This is a genomic window from Lentzea sp. HUAS12 (assembly GCF_024125735.1).
GTDB lineage: Bacteria > Actinomycetota > Actinomycetes > Mycobacteriales > Pseudonocardiaceae > Lentzea > Lentzea albida.
In genome coordinates, this window is the sequence record NZ_CP099738.1 from 5,982,556 (window position 1) to 6,001,311 (window position 18,756).

Here is an 18,756-nt window from a genome sequence, read left to right on the forward strand (position 1 = left end):
ACTCGACCACCGGGGCTCAAGCTGACCGGTGCAACACCCGAAGAGCCTCGTAGTACCTGCGCAACAAAGCCTCGACCACCAGAGGATGCGCCCCGACCGGTTCGGACACGACGTCCGCACCGCACCCGGCCAGCACCCCGTGGAATGCCCCCGGTGCCAGGAGCCACGAGGCCACGGCCACCCGACGCCCCCGCACGGCACCCACGACATCGGCCACGCGGGGCGTCGCGGTGGTCACGTACCCGACGGCCTCGGCTCCCACCAGAGCCGCCGCCCTCCGCACGGTCGCCAACGCCCGCGCGTCAGAGGATCCCGCCGCGGCAAGCACTACTGCGTCACCGCGGCGGACACCTGCCTCGCGCAGCCGGTCGAGCACGGCCGGTACCGCGTCCAGCCCCAAGGGCGGCGTCAGCACCACTCCGGCGCGATCGCCGATCTGCGCGGGAATGTCCACTCGAACGTGATAGCCGGCGGCGAGGAACACCGGCACCACCACACAAGGTCCGTCCACAACGGACCGCACGTCCGGTTGCACCACGTCGGCGTAGGCCAAGGCAACAGGCACGTCGACCGAGGCAGCGACCATGGACGCGATCGCGGAACACACCTCGAGCCCACGGGGATCGCGCGTCCCGTGGAACGCCAGCACCAGTTTCATGCGGGCTCCATCGCCAGCCGGTACCCGCGCTTCACCACGGTGCACACCATCTGCGGCGACCCCAAGGCGGTCCGCAGCCGTCCGACAGCGGTCTCGACGGCGTGCTCCTCCCCGCCGGACGGCAAGGCGGCCAACAGGTCCTGCCGCGACACCACCCGGCCACGAGCGGCCACCAGCGTGCGCAACACGGCCATGGGAGCCGGGGCCACCGGACGGAGCTCGCCGTCGACCAACACGGCCTGAGCCCGCATCTCCATGTCCCGCGAGGCGATCCGCAACCGCAGCGCACGGGAAGGCAGCTCCAGGGCCAACTCCCGCACCATCGACCCGATCCGGGACCGGGCGGGCTGCACCACGGGGATACCGGCGGCCACCAGCGGCCCGGCGGTGATCGCTCCGACCCCGACGACCAGGACATCGCGTCGCAAACACGAAACCAGAGCACCGAAGTCCGGCGCGGTCCGCAGCACGGAGGCAGCCGCCGGTGCCGAGGTGAACGTCAGGGCATCCACCTGCCCGGCCACCACGGCGTCGATCAACCGCTGCAACGGGCCGAGATCGGCGGGCGGCTCCCACCGGTAGACGGGGATCTCGACGACATCGGCTCCGGCGGCGGCGAGGGTGTTCACGAAGTCCGGCAGCGGTTCGCCGTGCAGCTGAACGGCGACGCGCTTGCCGGACACGCCCATCCGCAGCAGGTACTGCAACAGCTCGGCGTTCGACTCCGACGAGGGCGACCAGGTCTCGGTCAGGCCGGCCGCCCGCACCGCGCCCTTCGCCTTGGGGCCGCGCGGCAGCACCACCGCCCCTTCCAGCGCGCGGTGCAGCCGCGAGGCGAGTCCCCACCCCTCGGCCGCCTCGAACCAGCCGCGGAAGCCGATCGCGGTCGTGGCGACGACCACGTCGACCGGGGACGACACGAGTTCCAGCGTCGCCGCGTGCAGGGTGGCGTCGTCGGGCAGCGGCACGATCCGCAGGGCCGGGCCGTGCAGGACGGCGGCGCCCTTGCGTTCCAGCAACGCGATGAGCTCGTCCGCGCGGCGGGCCGCGGTGACGCCGATGGTGAAGCCCGCCAGCGGGCCCGTCACGTCAGCTCCACGACACCGTCGCGCACGCGCACGCCGTGCACGGTGACGGAGACGTCCGGCTGGTCCAGGCACTTGCCGGTCGCCAGCTCGAACGCCTGCTTGTAGACCGGTGACACCACCACGGGAACGCCGCCGCGGTCGCCCACTATGCCGCGCGACAGCACGGCCGCCCCGCTGAACGGGTCGATGTTGTCCAGCGCGTGCACCGAGCCGTCGGCGGTCAGGAACACCGCCACCTGCGAGCCGTCGGGCAGCAACGCCGCGACGCCCTGGTCCGGCCTCAACACGTCGAAGTCACAGACGATCACCTGACGACCTCCGGGATGCCCAGGGAGACGGGGACGCGCTGACCGCGTTCAGCGCGGAACGAGATCGTGGGGTCGGGGGTGCCGGGCGCGTTCACGAACGACGTGAACCGCGCCAGCTTCTCCGGATCCTCCAGCACACCGCGCCACTCGTCGGCGTAGTCGGCGACGTGCGACTCCATCGCGGCCTCCAGGTCGGCGCAGATGCCGAGCTTGTCGTCCACGACGACCTCGCGCAGGTGGTCGAGCCCGCCGTCGAGCCCCTCCAGCCACGCCGCGGTGCGCTGCAGGCGGTCCGCCGTGCGGATGTAGAACATCAGGAACCGGTCGATCACCCGGATCAGCTGCTCGGTGTCCACATCGGACACCAGCAGGTCGGCGTGGCGCGGGGTGAAGCCGCCGTTGCCGGCCACGTACAGGTTCCAGCCGTTCTCGGTGGCGATGATGCCGAAGTCCTTGCTGCGCGCCTCGGCGCACTCGCGCGCACAACCGGACACCGCCGACTTGAGCTTGTGCGGCGACCGCAGACCCCGGTAGCGCAGTTCCAGCTCGATCGCCAGGCCGACGGAGTCCTGCACGCCGTAACGGCACCAGGTCGTGCCGACGCAGGACTTCACCGTGCGCAACGACTTGCCGTACGCGTGCCCGGACTCGAACCCGGCATCGACGAGCCGGCGCCAGATCTCGGGCAGCTGGTCGACGGTCGCGCCGAACAGGTCGATGCGCTGGCCACCGGTGATCTTGGTGTAGAGCCCGTAGTCGCGGGCGACCTCACCGATGACGATCAGCTTCTCCGGCGTGATCTCGCCACCGGGGATGCGCGGCACGACCGAGTACGTGCCGTTGCGCTGCAGGTTCGCGAGGAACCTGTCGTTGGTGTCCTGCAACGACACCTGCTCCGAGCCGAGGATGTGCCCGTTGCCGAGCGACGCCAGGATCGAGGCCACCGCGGGCTTGCAGATGTCGCAGCCACGTCCGGTGCCGTGCTTCTCCACGAGCGCGGAGAACGTCGTGATTCGGGTCGCCCGGACGATCTCGAACAGCTCCGCGCGGGAGTGCGTGAAGTGCTCGCACAACGCCTTGGACTGCTCGACACCGCACTCCGTCAGCAGCTTCTTCAGCATCGGCACGCACGAGCCGCAGCCCGTGCCGGCCTTGGTGCACGCCTTCAGCTCGGCCACGTCGCAGGCCACGCCGGACACGATCGCGTCCGTGATCGTCTGCTTGGTCACCGCGAGACACGAGCAGACCTGCGCGTCAGCGGGCATTTCCACGTCCACGGCACCGCCGGGTTGCAGCAGGGCGGCGGGAACCTCCTTGCCCACCAACGGCCGCAGCGACAGGTACGAGGAAGCGTCGCCGACGAGCACGCCGCCCAGCAGGATCCGGGCGTCGTCCGACACCACGAGCTTGCTGTAGGTGCCCGCGACGGCGTTGTTCACGACCACTTCCAAAGCGCCTTCGGTGGTGGCGTGCGCGTCGCCGAACGACGCCACGTCCACCCCGAGCAGCTTCAGCTTGGTCGACACGTCGGCGCCCGGGAACACCCGCGCACCACCGGCGAGCTGGTCCGCGACCACCTCGGCCATCGAGTAGCCGGGAGCGACGAGTCCGTACGTCACGCCGTCGACCGCGGCGCACTCGCCGATCGCGAACACGTGCGGATCGGACGTCCGGCAGGCCTCGTCGACCAGGTACCCACCGCGTGGCCCGAGCGGGAGCCCGAGGTCCAGGTCGGTGCGAGGCCGGATGCCGGCGCTGAACACCACCACGTCGAGGTCCAGTTCGAGACCGGACGCCAGCTTCGCGATCAACCGCGACCCGTCGCGTTCGATCGAGGAGGCGGAGGTGCCGGTGTGCACGGTCAGGTCGAGCTTCTCGACCAGCCGCTTCAGCAACCCGGCGCCGCCCTCGTCCACCTGGATCGGCATCAGCCGCGGCGCGAGTTCGACGACGTGCGGCGAGACCCCCATGCCGCGCAACGCGTTGGCCGCCTCCAGCCCCAGCAGGCCACCGCCGAGCACCATGCCGGACTTCCGGCCGGGACGTGAGGCCGACTCGACCGTCGCCCGGATCTCGTCGAGGTCGTCGATGGTCCGGTAGACGTGGCAGCCGGGCAGGTCGCGGCCGGGGACCGGGGGTACGAACGGCACCGATCCGGTGGCCAGCACCAGGGCGTCGTACGTCACCTCGATGCCGGAGGCACCGACCACGACCCGGCGGTCGCGGTCCACGGACACGACCTTCTCGCCGAGGCGGAGCTCACATCCGGTCAGGGCGGGCAGTTCGAGGTCGGCGGAACTCCAACTGTCCACATAGGACGAGAGTGCGACGCGGTCGTAGGCGGGGCGGGATTCCTCGCCGAACACCACGATCCGCCACCCGGAGTCGCGCAGGAGGTCGGTGAGCCGGTGGCCGACCATGCCGTAGCCGATCACGACGAGCGTTCGAGTCATCGGAACCCCTCCTTCCGCCCGGCATCGTCACCGGGCGGTGTGTCGTGCCTGGGTCAGCCGCGTGTCCGCGGTGTTAAACGCCTGCGTAGGCGAGCGATGGACGAGCGGCGAACACGGTGCGCCTCAGGTAGAACCACCAGGTCGTACCGAGGCAGAGCGCGTAGAACACGAGGATGGCGGTCAGCGCGGGTGTCAGGGTCTTCGAGCCCTCCAGCGAGAACTTGAAGACGAGGTTCACCAGCACGCCCCCGGCCGCGCCGATCGCACCCGCGATGCCGACCACGGCGGCGGCCTGGCGCTTGGCGGACTTGTCGTCCTCGGACTGGGTGCGGAAGATCGCCGGGATCATCCGGTACGTGGAGCCGTTGCCCACGCCCGCCAGCACGAACAGCGCGATGAACGAACCGAAGAACAGCGCGAAGTTCCGCGTGTCCACGCTGACGATCACGCCGAGAGTGCCGGCGGCGAGCCCTAGGAACGTCCAGAGCGTCACCTTCGCACCGCCGACGCGGTCGGCCAGCCAGCCGCCGAACGGGCGGGCGATCGACCCGATCAGCGCGCCGAGGAACGCGAGCGCCACCCAGCCCTTGTAGTCGACGAAGCTCAGTTTGATCAGTGACGGGAACGCGAACGAGTACCCGATGAACGACCCGAACGTGCCGATGTACAGGAACGACATCACCCACGTGTGCTGGTTCGACAGCGCCAGCTTGTACGACTGCCCGTCGGGCTTGGCCTGCGTGAGGCTGTCCATGAAGAACCACGCGAGCGCGGTCGCGAGCACGATGAACGGCATCCAGATCAGCGCCGCGTAGGCCAGGTTGATCCCGGTGCCGAGGGTGATCACGAACGGCACGATGAGCTGCGTGACCGCGACGCCGAGGTTGCCGCCGGCCGCGTTCATGCCGAGCGCCAGGCCCTTCTTGCCCTCCGGGTAGAAGAACGAGATGTTCGCCATCGAGGACGAGAAGTTCCCGCCGCCGAGGCCCATCGCGGCCGACGTGAGCAGGAAGAACCAGAACGGCGTGCCCGGGGTGGAGACGGCGTAGGCGAGCATCGCGCACGGGATCAGCAGCAACCCGGCGCTGATCGTCGTCCACAACCGCCCGCCGAAGCGCGGCACGGCGAACGTGTACGGCACCCGCAGCACGGCGCCGACCAGGTTCGGCACGATCAGCAGCCAGAACTGCTGGCCGACGCTGAAGGCGAACCCGACGGAGTTCAGGCTCACCACCACGATGCTCATCAGCACCCACACGCTGAACCCGAGGTTCTCCGCGAAGATGCTGAGCGCGAGGTTCTTGCGGGCGATCCGCTTGCCCGTCGACTCCCAGAACTCGGGCTTCTCCGGTTCCCAGTGGTCGATCCAGCTCATGAACGTCCTCCACAAGGGTTCGGCGACTGCCGCAGAACCTAGGAACCGCGCATTACCAGGGCGTTCTGGCGCGTGACGGCGGAGGCAACTAAGCCGCACATCACGCCGGGGCGGGCTGTGAGGCGCCGAGCCAGTCGAGCAGCCCGCACACCGCGTCCTTGCAGCCGCCGCACCCGGTCGTCGCCCGCGTGGCCTCCGCGAGCTGCGGCAACGACTCCGCACCCGCCCGCCAGGCCGACACGATCTGTCCTTTGGAGACGGTGTTGCAGCGGCAGATCACCGCGCTGGACGGCAGGTCGGCGGGGGACGCGGCCTCCGCCGGCAGCGCCCGTCCGAGCAGCAGCGCGAGCCGGTCGGTCGGCGCGGGGATGCCGCGGTCGTAGAGCTGCGTGATCGTGGCCGCCGCGTCGGGAGCGCCGAGCACGATCGCCCCCGCGACCCGGTCGTCGCGCAGCACGAGCTTGGCGTACCGGCCGCGCGAGGGTTCCTGGAAGCACAGGACCTCGGAGTCGGGGCAGTCGACGCCGGTGTGCACGTCCCCCAGCGCCGCCAGGTCCACGTCCCGCGCCTTCAACCGCGTGACGACGGACGTCCCCCGGTACCGCGCGGCGGGGTTCGCGCCGGTCAGGCGGTCCGCGAGCACGGCGGCCTGGTCCCAGGCGGGTTGCACCAGGCCCGACACCGTTCCGGGGTGCTGGGCGCAGTCGCCGATCGCGTGGACGCGCGGGTCGCTGGTGCGCAACGCGTCGTCCACGACGATGCCGCGGTCGACGGTCAGGCCCGCCTTGCGCGCCAACGACGTCTCGGCGCGCACACCGGCGGAGACCACGACCAGTTCGGCGGGGAGGTGGGTGCCGTCGTCGAGGACCAGGCCGTCGCCGGGGAGGTACTTGGCGGCCGTGGAGTTGAGCCGGAACTCGATGCCGAGGCCGCCCAGCGTGCGGGCGAGGACGTGGCCCGCACCGGGGTCGAGCTGGCGTTCCATGAGGTGGCCGACGGGGTGGACGACCGTGACGAGGCAGCCCCGGCCGGCCAGGCCGCGGGCGGCCTCGATGCCGAGCAGGCCGCCGCCGAGGACGACCACGGGAGCGCCCCGGTGGGCCTTGGCCTCGATCTCGGCGCAGTCGTCGAGCGTGCGGAACGCGACGACGCCGGGGGCGAGTCCACCGTCCTCGACCAGGCCTTCTGCGGGCGGGACCCACGGGGTGCTGCCGGTGGCGAGGACGAGGGCGTCGTAGGGAACGAGTTCACCGGAATCGAGTTCCACGGTCCGCGCGGCGCGGTCGATCTCCAGCACCTCGCAGCCCACCCGCAGGTCGACGTCGTGCTCCGCCGCCCACCGCTCGTCGTGCAGCCGCGTCGACTCCGGCGTCATCGTGCCCGCCACCACCGTCGACAGCAGCACCCGGTTGTACGCGGCGTGCGGCTCGGCGCCCACCACCGTCACCGACACGTCCGGATCGCGGCGGCGCAGCTCGTCCGCCAGTCGTGCCCCCGCCATGCCGTACCCGACGACCACCACTCGCCTCATGCCGGCTCCAATCGCACAGCGCAGACCTTGAACTCGGGCATCCGGCTCGTGGGATCGAGCGCGGGGTTGGTGAGCAGGTTCGCCCGGCCGTCACCGGGGAAGTGGAACGGCAGGAACACCGCGTCGGGGCGCATGCTCGGCACGCACCGCACGACCGCGGTCACGGTTCCCCGCCGGGACACGACGTGCGCGGACTCGCCGGCGGCCAGTCCCGCCCGGGACGCCGTGTCCGGGTGCACCTCCACGTACATCTCGGGCACGGCGGCCAGCAGTTCGCCGATGCGCCGCGTCTGCGCGCCCGACTGGTAGTGCTGCAACACGCGTCCCGTGGTGGCCTGCAACGGGAACTCGCCGTCGGGCGGTTCTGCGGGGCCGCGGTGGTCGACCGGGACGAACCGCGCGAGGCCGTCGGCGTGCGCGAACCGGTCGAGGAAGAGCCTTGGTGTGCCTGGATGTTCCACCGAGGGCACCGGCCAGTGCAGTTGCTCGGAGTCGAGCCGCTCGTAGGTGATGCCGGAGTAGTCGGAGAGCCCGCCGGCGGACGCGCGGCGCAGCTCCTCGAAGACCTCGGCCGGTTCCGCCGGGAACCCGTTCGGCACGCCGAGCCGGGAAGCCAGGCCCTGCAGCAACTCCAGGTCGCTGCGCACTCCGGGCGGTGGGTCGAGTGCCTTGCGGCGCCTGATGATCCGGCCTTCGAGGTTGGTCATCGTGCCGTCCTCCTCGGCCCACTGCGTGACCGGGAACACGACGTCGGCCATCGCGGCGGTCTCCGACATCACGAAGTCCGCCACCACCAGCAGGTCCAGTGACCGCAACCGGTCGGCCACACCGGACGCGCGCGGCGCCGACACCACCGGGTTGCTGCCGAACACCAGCATCGCCTTGACGTCCTCGGCGACGAGCAGTTCGTAGGCGCTGCGGCCCGGTCCGGGCAGCCACGACACACCCCACACGTCCATGACGTGCCTGCGTGCCACGGGATCGTCGATCTTGCGGTAACCGGGGAGCTGGTCGGCCTTCTGCCCGTGCTCGCGGCCGCCCTGGCCGTTGCCCTGCCCGGTCAGGCAGCCGTACCCGGAGCCCACGCGGCCGGGAAGTCCCAGCGCCAGCGCCAGGTTGATCCACGCCGAGACGGTGTCGGTGCCGGACGCGTGCTGCTCGGTGCCGCGCCCGGTCAGCACGTACGACCGCCCGGCCAGCATGTGCACGGCGGCGCGCTGGTCGGCGGCGGAGACACCGGTCACGCGCTCGGTCCGCTCGGGCCACCACTGCGCCGCGATCCGCCACGCGTCGTCGAAACCCGTGGTGCGCGAGGTGATGTACTCCTTGTCGATCACGCCCTCAATGACCGCCGTGTGCAACAACCCCAGTGCCAGCGCCAGGTCCGTGCCCGGTGCGGGCTGCAGGTGCAGCGTCGCGCGTTCGGCGGTGGGCGTGCGGCGCGGGTCGATGACGACCAGCCGCGCGCCTTCCAGGTGCCGCAGGAAAGGCGGCATCGTCTCGGCCGGGTTGGAGCCCGCCAGCAGCACGGTGTCGGCGGAACGCAGGTCCGTCAACGGGAACGGCAGGCCGCGGTCCAGCCCGAACGCCTTGTTGCCCGCGGCCGCGGCGGACGACATGCAGAACCGGCCGTTGTAGTCGATCTGCGAGGTCTTCAGCGCCACGCGGGCGAACTTCCCGAGCGCGTAGGCCTTTTCGTTCGTCAGCCCGCCGCCGCCGAACACGGCGACCTCGTCGGGCTCGAAGGAGGCGATCCGCGACGCCACGAAGTCCAGCGCCTCGTCCCACGACACGGGCCGGCCGTGCAGCAACGGCGTGGTGAGCCGGCCGGGATGGCGCAGCAGCTCGCCCGCCGTCCAGCCCTTCTGGCACAGCCCACCGGGACCAGGAGTCACCTGGCCGTCGATGACGCTCATGGAGCACTGCAGCGCGCAGTAGGGGCAATGGGTCACGCCGCTGACGCTAGGAACCGCGCGTTAACCCGATGCTCCGCAATGTTTCGTACCTGCTAATTGGCCCGCTCAGAGCAGGGTCGTGACGTGGTGAGCCGCCCGCTCCAGACCCGCGAAGGACTGCGGTGTCGACAGCGGGTGCAACGCGTGCACGGCCAGGCGGAACAGCGTCGCGCGCAGCAGCGCCTGCTCCCATTCGGCCTGGTGGCTCCACCGGTGGAACAGGCCGGAGTCCGCGCCGCCCCACGCGACGGCGTCCACCGCGATCACGGCCGCGGCCCACTCGGCGGGGCGCCAGTACGCGGTGAAGTCGATGACGGCCGGCGGCGCGTTGCCCGCGAACAGCACGTTGCCGAACAGGTCCCCGTGCACGACCTGCGGTCTGAGGTTGATCGGCTTGCGCAGTTCCTTCAGCGCGTCGAACGTCCGCCCGCCGAGGTCGGCTTCGAGCGGCACGTCCTCCTCGCCCCACGCCTTGCGGTCCGCGACGGCGAACACGTCCGTGCGGGCGTCGAGGAACCGGGGTTTGGGCAGCTCGGCCGTGGCCTGGTGCAGGCGCTGCGCGACGGCGATGACCTCGTCGTGACGCGACTCGGCCCGGCCGGCGAGGAACTTGGTGGCGGACCAGCCGCCGACGACGTACCGGCCGTCGGTCGATCTGAGCGGACGGCCGATGCGCAGGTGGTGCACGTCGAGGCCGTCGAGGGTCTTGGCGATCCAGGTGGCCTCGGCGGGCTTGGGCGCGGGCCTGATCGTGGCGTCGCCGCAGCGCCAGGCGGGACCGCCGTCGATGAGTTCGGGTTCGGCGTCACGTGCCCCGAACGCCGCACGCACGTGCGCAGGGGGCGGTTCGGGGGACCGGGTCACGGTCGGGCACGCTACCTGCTTAGACCGTCCGGGTGGTGGATCACGACACGCCGTGATTCGCGCCGCCACCCGAACAGCGCATCAGCTGGTACGTGCATTCGGGCACCGAAGCACCCGAATGCACCAGTGTTCGACGGCCACTGCTCCGCAGGTGGCGGCGAGTTCGTCGAGAAGCCGGTCGTCCGGCCGAATCGTTCTCGTCGAATTGGGCTACGCCGAATTCGACGAGAACGGTTGACCGGACGACCGGCACGAACTCGCGTCAGTAAGTGGGCAGGCTCGGGTCGACCTCGCGGGCCCACGCCAGCACACCGCCACCGACGTGCACCGCGTCCTTGAACCCCGCCTTGTGCAGCGCGGCGAGGGCCTCGGCGGACCGGGCACCGGACTTGCAGTGCAGCACCAGCGGCTTGTCCTGCGGCAGCTCCGAGAACGCCTCGCCCGAGAGGATCCTGTCCTTCGGGATCAGCACCGAGCCCGGGATCTTGACGATCTCGTACTCGTGCGGCTCGCGCACGTCCACCAGCAGGAAGTCCTCACCGGACTCCTGCTTGTGCTTGAGCTCGAGCGGCGTGATCGTGTTGCCCGCGGCGGCCTGCTGCGCGTCCGTGGACACGACTCCGCAGAACGCCTCGTAGTCGATCAGCTCGGTGATCTTCGGTGACTCCGGGTCCTTGCGGATCTTGATGGTCCGGTACGACATCTCGAGCGCGTCGTAGACCATCAGGCGGCCCAGCAGCGGGTCGCCGATGCCCGTGAGCAGCTTGATCGCCTCGGTCACCATGATCGAGCCGATGGACGCGCACAGCACGCCCAGCACGCCGCCCTCGGCGCAGGAGGGGACCATGCCAGGAGGCGGCGGCTCCGGGTAGAGGTCGCGGTAGTTGAGGCCCTGGCCGTTCGGGGCGTCCTCCCAGAAGACGCTGACCTGGCCCTCGAACCGGAAGATCGAACCCCACACGTACGGCTTGCCCAGCAGCACCGCGGCGTCGTTCACCAGGTACCTGGTGGCGAAGTTGTCGGTGCCGTCGAGGATCAGGTCGTAGTCGCGGAAGATCTCCAGCGCGTTCTCGGAGTTGAGGTGCGTCTGGTGCAGGACCACCTTGACGAACGGGTTGATCTCGGCGACCGAGTCGCGCGCCGACTCCGCCTTGGGGCGGCCGACGTCGGACTGGCCGTGGATCACCTGGCGCTGCAGGTTCGACTCGTCCACGACGTCGAAGTCGACGACGCCGAGCGTGCCGACCCCGGCCGCGGCCAGGTACAGCAGCGCCGGGCTGCCGAGGCCGCCCGCGCCGACGACGAGCACCTTCGCGTTCTTCAGGCGCTTCTGCCCGTCCACCCCGACGTCCGGGATGATCAGGTGCCGGCTGTAGCGCGCGACTTCTTCCTTGGTCAGCTCCGCGGCTGGCTCAACGAGCGGCGGAAGCGCCATGCTGGTCCTCCTCGACGAATGTCTCCGTGTCCGAGACAACGTCTACCCTGCCTCGGCTCTTCCCCGTTGGAAAGCCGTCTCACCCAGCGGGAAACGCGTTCGGCTTGCACACCTTGCCGTCGGCCGGCACGACGTCCTGGCCCGCGTTGAGCTGCGAGACGAAGTCGTTCGAGACGCCGAACGTCTGCTGCATCATCACGGGGGCCGGCGCGTCGTTCTCGGCGCACGCCGCGTGGCCGCTGCCCAGGGCGTGCCCGACCTCGTGGTTGATCACGTACGTGCGGTATCCGGCCAGGTCGGAGCCGTAGACCATGGCACCGCGGACCCAGCGCGCGACGTTGATGATCACGCGCTTCTGGCCGGGGTTGAAGCAGGAGGTCTCGAACGGGATCTCCTTGCCGCAGAGCGTGTGCGTCGTCTTCGTCGTGGTCAGCGCCACGACGAAGTCCGGGTTCTGGTTCGCCTCGACGCGCTGCAGCGCGACCTGCTTGGTGCCGATCCAGCTGCGCGGGTCGGAGAGGATCCCCTCGACCGTGCGGGCGAACGCGGCCGCGTCGTCGTTGTAGTCGGCCGGCTTGACGCCGTCCTCGATCGCGATCGCGTACCTGCGGAACTTCGGCGCGCCGCCCTCGCCGACGCGGGGGCCGCTGCCCGCGACGACCTTGAACGTGCCGACGCCGTCCTGCGAGAAGTCCGGACCGGCGGGCAGCTCGGCGGTCGGGATCTTCAGGTCGGGCTTGCGGCCCGGCAGCTCCGACGGGGGAACCTCGGGCGTGCTCACGGGCGTCTCGGCGGCGTTCGTGCTGGTGCCGTCGCTCCCGGTCGCGGGCGCCTTCGGCTGGACCGTGTCGAGCACCACCAGAGCCGTCAGCACGAGCAGGACGGGGATCGCGTAGATCCGCCACCCGTAGTTGGCGACGAGCCTCTTCACGCCGCGGGCCTTGCGGGGCCGCCGCATCGCCTGCGTGGCGTCCGGTTCCCAGGAGGCCGCGAGCGGTTCCGCGCTGGTCCGGCGCTCGCCGCGGCGGTAGCGGTCAGCGGGCGGAGCAGAGCGTCCTCGCTCGGGGGCGCGATTCACGTGGTCCAGGGTCCCACATCCCCCGTATGGCCGTCGTTCGTCACCATGCGTTCTGGTCGACGGCCTCCCACATGCCCAGCACGGCCCTCGCCACGGTGGCGGGCCGCTCCATCTGGGCGACGTGGCCGGTCTTCGGGAGCACCAGCAGTCGCCCCTTCGGCAGCGCCCGCGCCGTCCGCGGGCCCTTCCGGACGCTGACGAGCCTGTCGTTCTCGCCCCACAGCACCAGCGTCGGCGCCTCTACCAGCGGCAGGAGCCGCCACAGGGACCTCGCGCCGGGTGTGAGCCAGCTCTGCACGAGACCGACCGTGCTGCGGTTGAGGGCGTGCCCCGCCCACCTCTGCCGGGCGCGCTCCTCGTTCTCCGCGATCGACTCCTCGATGCGGTTGTCCGGTACGACGCTCGGGTCGGCGAAGCACAGCTCCAGCATCTGCCTGGTGCGCTGGTGCGGCGTGAGCTTCGCGAGCTCGCGGCGGACCCTGGCGCCGACGACCGGCAGGACGGCGAGGGCCATCCGCGGATCGGACATGCGGTCGAGGCGGGGCCGGAAGTCCGGCACGGCCGGGGAGACCAGTGTGAGCGTCTTCACGAGGTCCGGCCTGCTCGCGGCGACGATGACCGAGATGGCGCCGCCCATGGAGTTGCCGAACAGGTGCACGGGCTGTGAGAGCGTTTCCAGGTACTTGGTCACCGTGCGCGCGTGCGTGGCCAGGCTGAAGTCGTAGCCCGGGATCGGCTCCGACCGCCCGAACCCCGGCAGGTCGATCGAGTGGCCGGTGACGTGGTCGCGCAGCTGGGCCGCGAGATCCGTCCAGTTCGTCGCGGACCCGCCGAGGCCGTGCACGTACACGGCGGGAGGACCGTCGCCGGGGGTGGTCCTGATGTGCACCTCGTGGCCGTCGACCTGCTGGAACTCGCCGGGCCACGGCGTCTGGGACGTGTCCAGCGGCGGCAGCGCGACGGTGGACAGCGGGGCGGGGATGAACGTGCTCACCGGACCAGGATGCGGGAAATCGGGCCCAGATGGTTCCCGCATGTGGGCTACCAGCGAGTAAGGTTGCGCTCAGCCCCGGTCAGGCAACCCCTCTCCGACGGCGCATCACTCGTGCTGGAGGCACCAATGACGGAGACGGCGCAGAGCGCACCCGCAGGAAGGGGCGTTCGACTGCCGCGCACCGCCCGCCGCGCGCAACTGCTGGCAGCGGCGCAGGACGTGTTCGTCGCCAACGGCTACCACGCCGCGGCGATGGACGAGATCGCCGAACGTGCCGGCGTGTCCAAGCCTGTGCTGTACCAACACTTCCCGGGCAAGCTCGAGCTCTACATGGCACTGCTCGAGTCCCATGTGGACGAGCTGGTCGGCCGCGTGCGCACCGCCATCGGCTCCACGAGTGACAACAAGCTGCGCGTGCGTGCCGCCGTGGCCGCGTTCTACGACTTCGTGGACGGCGAGGGCCAGGCGTTCCGCATGGTGTTCGAGTCGGACCTGCGCTCGGAGCCGTCGGTGCAGTCCGCGGTCGAGCGCGCCACGACGGACTCCGTCGACGCGATCACCGAGACCATCACGGCGGACGCCGGCCTCGACGAGGAGCGCGCCCGCCTGCTGGCCGTCGGTCTCGTCGGCCTGTCGCAGGTCACCGCCCGGTCCTGGCTCGCCGACAACCGCCGGGTGCCGAAGGAGGAGGCGGTCGCGCTGATCTCCAACCTGGCGTGGCGCGGCATCGGTGGCGGTTTCCCGCTCCAGCACTGACCGAGTGGCGTCCAGGGCTTCCCCGACCGACGACGAAGCCCTGGACGCGCCCTCTACAGGCGGCGGCGCTGCCGTCGTTGGCCTTCACTCACGAGCAGCCGCCCTCGCGAGACCTGACCCGCCGGAACGACATCGACCTTCATCGCACCCACGCCCATCGCGTCGTGCTTGTCGACGATCTTGCGGTAGTTCGCCAGGAACCGTGCCAGATCGCGTTCGAGGACCGACGACGGTCCCGTCGACGAGGTGTCACGCAGATCGGCCCACACCCTGACGAGCGCGTCGACCTGGCGCACGGACAGGCCGCAGGCCGTCGCGAACGCCCGCACCTGTCCGAGCTTGGTCGGCAGGCCGGTGCGGCCGTCCCTGACCATCTCGTACGCCTGGCTGCGCGGCAGTTCCAGCCCTGCGCGCTTCGCGAGGACCGCGGGACTGACCCCTGAACGCTGGTGCAGCAGCCTCAACAGGGCGTTGAACCCCAGAGGTGTCGCCGCACGCAGTTCCTCGTCCGATGTCGGGCGCGCCGGCCTGTGTCCAGCCGATTCCTCGACCAGGTCCTCCCGCTGAAAGGCCGCCTTCAGGCGCTTCCTGGTTCCCGCGGAAATATCGAGATCGAACATTTGCGCCGCGAACCAAGGCCAGGACGCACCACGGCGTCCGAGCATCGATTTCATCTGAGCTGGAATTTCTTGGCCCGCCTCGCGGTAGGCGGCGGCCACTACCGCCGCCAGCGGCACGAATCGACTTCTCAGATCATCCGGATTCACCGCGCCTCCAGCGCCCGGCTGAGAACCGCGCGAAGACCCGGCGCGGGACGGGTCACCACGGAGACCAGTACGAGCAGGACTGCCGCCATCGTCCCCACCACCTGTGGTTCGTGACCTTCCGAAAGCAACAGCACGACGAAGACGTACGCCATTGCCGCCTGCAGGAGCTGCAGCAGGACGGCGGAACGGCAAGAAGTGCGCGGCGCGCACACCGAAGAAAGAGCGGTTCCCAAAGGAGCTTCCTATCCGCATGAAGGGTCACGGTTACCGGGCTCAGCCGAGGCTGGTGAAACGCTGGTGCCCGAATCGGCGCAGTTGGCGCTGCTTCGATCCGGCTCAGGACCTGCCTGATGACACACGATCTTGACACCGATAGAAGCGATTCACAAAACACACGGCACCATCACGTGCGTACAGAAACATCCAGAACCGTCCAGGACTATCCATGCAGCGCAATAAGCGCAGGTCTCGCCATTGCACTTGGAGCGCTTCCAACCTGCGACCCGGAGTCCATAAGCGTCCAGAACTCGGACCGTCCGTTTTACCTGCCGCTGAAACAGGACTATCGTAAGCTAGCAGTTTGTTTTGACACCAAAACGACTGCAGCGACGCAGCTTCCCCAGGCACGCTGAGGGCTCAGCCGAGCACGGGGATCAGCGGCCTCCTGTTGGCGCAGGAGGCCGCACAAAAGTTGATGTGTGGCGAACGCAGAACGGCCCTCGCCTGCAGGCGAGGGCCGTTCGCCCAGTCTGACGACGCGAAAAGGGCCCGCCAGGTGCGGGCCCTTCCTCACATCAGCGCGGCGATCCGTCTGGCGACGTCCTCGGAACGTTCGAGCGGCAGCATGTGCCCGGTCTTCGGGTAGATCACGAACCGCGCCGACGGCAGCGCCTCGGCGAGCACCCGCGAGTGCCGCATGGGCGTCAGCACGTCCCACGACCCCGCCATCACGACGGTCGGGACGTCCGACAGCACGGCCAGCGCCTCGCGCCGCTGGTGCAGCGTCAGCTCCTCGCGGATCCCGACGAACGCCTCACCGGACGTGTTCCCGGCCATCGCCGCGGCGGCCCGCACGTCGGTCCAGCGCGGACGACGCCCGAACGTCACCCGCAGGCCCGGCGCGAGCACCCGGCCGAACCCGACCTTGGGCCGCTTGACCAGCCACTTCCCCGCGAGCCGCTCGACCGCGCTCTGCCGCGGCAGGTTCCCGCACGACGTGGCGATCAGCGCCACGCCCGAGACGCGCTCGAACAGCTCGGGGCGCTGCTCGGCGAGCGCCATGATCGTCATGCCGCCCAGCGAGTGGCCGGCGAGCACGATCCGCCCGGTGGGGACGTGCCTGTCCAGCACGGCCGCCAGGTCGTCGGCGAGGTCCGCGATGGTGCCGGTGCCGGTACCGGCCGAGAGCCCGTGACCGCGCACGTCGTAGCGCACGACCCGGCCGGGCAGTGCGGCGGCGACGCGGTCCCACGTCGTGAGGTCCATGGTCCAGCCGTGCAGCAGGACGGCGGTCACGTCGGCGGACGAAGGCCCCGACGTGACGACGTTCAGCCGATCAAGAACGAGCGGCGCCACGAGCGCATCCCCGGCTTTCCGACGAGTCCGGCCTCATCCAGGAACGACATGATCCGCTCCCCCGACCAGCGGATGGTCTCCTGGAACTTCGGGTTGCCGAGCGCCTGGCGGTGCGCCTCGCGCACGTCCAGGCCGACGGCCGCGTACACCTGCGGGTTGATGATCGCGCGCGTGATCATCATCGACACGTACCCGATCAGCCACTTCTGGTACGGCTTCTCGAAGCCCTTGAGCTCCGCCATGCCGCGCTGGAGCTCCTCGCGGGCGAACCGCACGTGGCGGGCCTCCTCGAGCACGTGGATCCGGTTCACCATCCGCACGATCGGCTGGACGGTCTCGTCGGTCATCGCCTCGCGCTGCAGCCGGTCGAGGATCTCCTCGGCGACCAGGATCGAGCCGTACATCGCGGGGCCGTAGCCGATGACCGGCAGCAGCTTGCCCATGCGGTGCGTGTGCTTCGTCGGCCCGTAAGCCGGGCAGCCGATCCGCTCGACCAGGCGCGCGAACATCGTCGAATGACGGCACTCGTCGGCGACCTCGGTCAGCGCGTACTGGGCGTGCCGCGAGGTCGGGTCGGTGTTGTAGACCATCTTGACCAGCATCTGCATGAGCAGCAGCTCGAACCACAGGCCCACGGACGCGATGGACGCCAGCTCGTGCTTCGACAGCTCGATGCGCTGCTCCTGCGTGAGCGAGTCGTAGAGAGGCGTGCCGTAGAGCGAAATGCGCTGTTCAGGGATGTAGAAGAGGCCCTCGGCCAGAGGTGCGGACCAGTCGATGTCCACCTCGGGGTCGTAGAACTTCTCGGCGGACGACTTGAGCAGCCTCTCCGCGGTCTTCTCCCGATCGGCGACCCTCATCGGTTGCCCTCCCCGGTAAGTGTTACTTGAGGTAACGGTTACTTCTGGTAGCGTGCGTCACATGGCACGTACTGTCAAGGGGCCGGACGCGCGACGTGAGCGGTGGAAGGGTCACCGCGAACAGCGCAGGGCGGAGTTCGTGGAGGCCACGATCGCCGCCGTGGCGAGGAAGGGCCCGGACGTCGGCATGGACGACGTGGCCGCCGAGGCCGGCGTCAGCAAGCCGGTGCTGTACCGGCACTTCACCGACAAGTCCGACCTCTACCTGGCAGTGGGCCAGAAGGCCACCGAACTGCTGATGGACCGCATGGGCCCGGCCCTGGTCGCCGACGGGCCGATCCGCGGCCGCATCGCGGGCATCGTCGACGCCTACCTGTCGGTGATCGAGGAGAACCCGAACCTCTACAAGTTCGTGGTGAAGGGCTCGTTCGTCGACCGGCCGGTGGAGAAGGACCTGGTCGCGGAGGACAAGAACCTCATCGCGACGACCCTGGCCCGAATCCTCGGCGACTACCTGCGCTCGTTCGACATGGACTCCGGCGGTGCCGAGCCCTGGGCGCACGCGCTCGTCGGCATGGTGCAGAACGCGGGCGACTGGTGGCTCGACCGCCAGACCATGTCCCGCGCGAACCTCAGCGACTACCTCGCCACGCTGATCTGGCACGCCATCGACGGGCTGCTGCGGTCGGCGGGCATCCAGGCGGACCCCGGACAGCCCCTCACCCCTCTGCGATTGGTTGATTGATGAGCGAGCACGAGCACGACGAAGAGGGTTACAGCGGCTCCGCGGTCCTGGTGTTCGGCGAGGACGAGGTCCCGGTCGAGGTCGACCTCCGGGGCTACTTCCAGCCGATCGACGGCCGCTACCACTGGTACGGGCGCGTGAAGGCCAGCGACGACGTCACGAGCCGCGTCGAAGGGGGCGCCCGCAAGGCGGTGCTGCGCACCCCCACCGGCGAGGCGGAGGGGACGCTCACCGACCAGGACCCGTGGGGCCGGTACCGGGTCGGTGGCACGTCCACCCCGCCGTACAAGATCGAGGAGCCGGTCGAGCACTAG

Annotated in this window: 17 protein-coding genes; 3 read left to right on the plus strand and 14 right to left on the minus strand. The window is 70.1% G+C overall.

Going from position 1 to position 18,756, the window contains the following annotated elements:
* Positions 1-16: 16 nt before the first annotated feature.
* The 11 genes from ND450_RS27175 to ND450_RS27225 all read right to left on the minus strand — a co-directional run bounded on the left by ND450_RS27175 (position 17) and on the right by ND450_RS27225 (position 13,739).
* Positions 17-658 carry a sirohydrochlorin chelatase gene (locus tag ND450_RS27175; protein WP_253321430.1) on the minus strand — a complete coding sequence of 214 codons (642 nt, stop codon included), beginning with the start codon at positions 656-658 and terminating at the stop codon, positions 17-19.
* Positions 655-1,746 carry a uroporphyrinogen-III synthase gene (locus ND450_RS27180; protein WP_253321431.1) on the minus strand — a complete coding sequence of 364 codons (1,092 nt, stop codon included), beginning with the start codon at positions 1,744-1,746 and terminating at the stop codon, positions 655-657. The genes ND450_RS27175 and ND450_RS27180 overlap by 4 nt, the downstream gene beginning before the upstream one ends.
* On the minus strand, positions 1,743-2,054 hold the full coding sequence (gene nirD / locus ND450_RS27185) for a nitrite reductase small subunit NirD (protein WP_253321432.1): 312 nt from the start codon (positions 2,052-2,054) through the stop codon (positions 1,743-1,745). Before nirD ends, ND450_RS27180 begins: the two co-directional genes overlap by 4 nt.
* On the minus strand, positions 2,051-4,507 hold the full coding sequence (gene nirB / locus ND450_RS27190; protein ID WP_253321433.1) for a nitrite reductase large subunit NirB: 2,457 nt from the start codon (positions 4,505-4,507) through the stop codon (positions 2,051-2,053). The genes nirD and nirB overlap by 4 nt, the downstream gene beginning before the upstream one ends.
* A gap of 73 nt (positions 4,508-4,580) precedes the next feature.
* Positions 4,581-5,882, minus strand: a complete 1,302-nt coding sequence (locus tag ND450_RS27195; RefSeq protein ID WP_253321434.1) for an MFS transporter — start codon at positions 5,880-5,882, stop codon at positions 4,581-4,583.
* Between the two features lie 100 nt (positions 5,883-5,982).
* Positions 5,983-7,413: an FAD-dependent oxidoreductase gene (locus tag ND450_RS27200; protein WP_253321435.1), complete on the minus strand. Its 1,431-nt coding sequence runs from the start codon at positions 7,411-7,413 to the stop codon at positions 5,983-5,985.
* Entirely contained in the window at positions 7,410-9,329 is a 1,920-nt protein-coding gene (locus ND450_RS27205) for a molybdopterin oxidoreductase family protein (RefSeq protein WP_253328007.1), read from the minus strand. The genes ND450_RS27200 and ND450_RS27205 overlap by 4 nt, the downstream gene beginning before the upstream one ends.
* 105 nt (positions 9,330-9,434) lie before the next feature.
* Positions 9,435-10,232, minus strand: coding sequence for a TIGR02569 family protein (locus ND450_RS27210; protein WP_089909917.1), 798 nt, complete (start codon positions 10,230-10,232; stop codon positions 9,435-9,437).
* Between the two features lie 262 nt (positions 10,233-10,494).
* Entirely contained in the window at positions 10,495-11,667 is a 1,173-nt protein-coding gene (moeZ, locus tag ND450_RS27215; RefSeq protein ID WP_089909914.1) for an adenylyltransferase/sulfurtransferase MoeZ, read from the minus strand.
* A 79-nt stretch (positions 11,668-11,746) separates the two neighbouring features.
* Positions 11,747-12,745, minus strand: coding sequence for a DUF3152 domain-containing protein (locus ND450_RS27220; protein ID WP_253321436.1), 999 nt, complete (start codon positions 12,743-12,745; stop codon positions 11,747-11,749).
* Positions 12,746-12,785: 40 nt separating this feature from the next.
* A complete protein-coding gene (locus ND450_RS27225) occupies positions 12,786-13,739 on the minus strand; it encodes an alpha/beta fold hydrolase (protein ID WP_253321437.1) in 954 nt (317 codons plus the stop codon).
* Between the two features lie 126 nt (positions 13,740-13,865).
* Here ND450_RS27225 and ND450_RS27230 point away from each other — a divergent pair, with 126 nt between their 5' ends.
* Positions 13,866-14,495 carry a TetR/AcrR family transcriptional regulator gene (locus ND450_RS27230; protein ID WP_089909905.1) on the plus strand — a complete coding sequence of 210 codons (630 nt, stop codon included), beginning with the start codon at positions 13,866-13,868 and terminating at the stop codon, positions 14,493-14,495.
* A 53-nt stretch (positions 14,496-14,548) separates the two neighbouring features.
* Here the strand turns inward: ND450_RS27230 and ND450_RS27235 are convergent, their stop codons facing one another.
* The 3 genes from ND450_RS27235 to ND450_RS27245 form a co-directional block, all read right to left on the minus strand.
* Complete coding sequence (locus tag ND450_RS27235) at positions 14,549-15,262, minus strand: helix-turn-helix domain-containing protein (protein ID WP_253321438.1); 714 nt, start codon at positions 15,260-15,262, stop codon at positions 14,549-14,551.
* A gap of 789 nt (positions 15,263-16,051) precedes the next feature.
* Positions 16,052-16,837 carry an alpha/beta fold hydrolase gene (locus ND450_RS27240; protein WP_253321439.1) on the minus strand — a complete coding sequence of 262 codons (786 nt, stop codon included), beginning with the start codon at positions 16,835-16,837 and terminating at the stop codon, positions 16,052-16,054.
* A complete protein-coding gene (locus ND450_RS27245; RefSeq protein ID WP_253321440.1) occupies positions 16,810-17,697 on the minus strand; it encodes a diiron oxygenase in 888 nt (295 codons plus the stop codon). Before ND450_RS27245 ends, ND450_RS27240 begins: the two co-directional genes overlap by 28 nt.
* 61 nt (positions 17,698-17,758) lie before the next feature.
* On the opposite strand from ND450_RS27245, the gene ND450_RS27250 reads away from it, so the two are divergent.
* Both ND450_RS27250 and ND450_RS27255 read left to right on the plus strand, forming a co-directional pair.
* A complete protein-coding gene (locus ND450_RS27250; RefSeq protein ID WP_089909899.1) occupies positions 17,759-18,442 on the plus strand; it encodes a TetR/AcrR family transcriptional regulator in 684 nt (227 codons plus the stop codon).
* Positions 18,442-18,756, plus strand: coding sequence for a DUF4873 domain-containing protein (locus ND450_RS27255; RefSeq protein ID WP_253321441.1), 315 nt, complete (start codon positions 18,442-18,444; stop codon positions 18,754-18,756). Before ND450_RS27250 ends, ND450_RS27255 begins: the two co-directional genes overlap by 1 nt.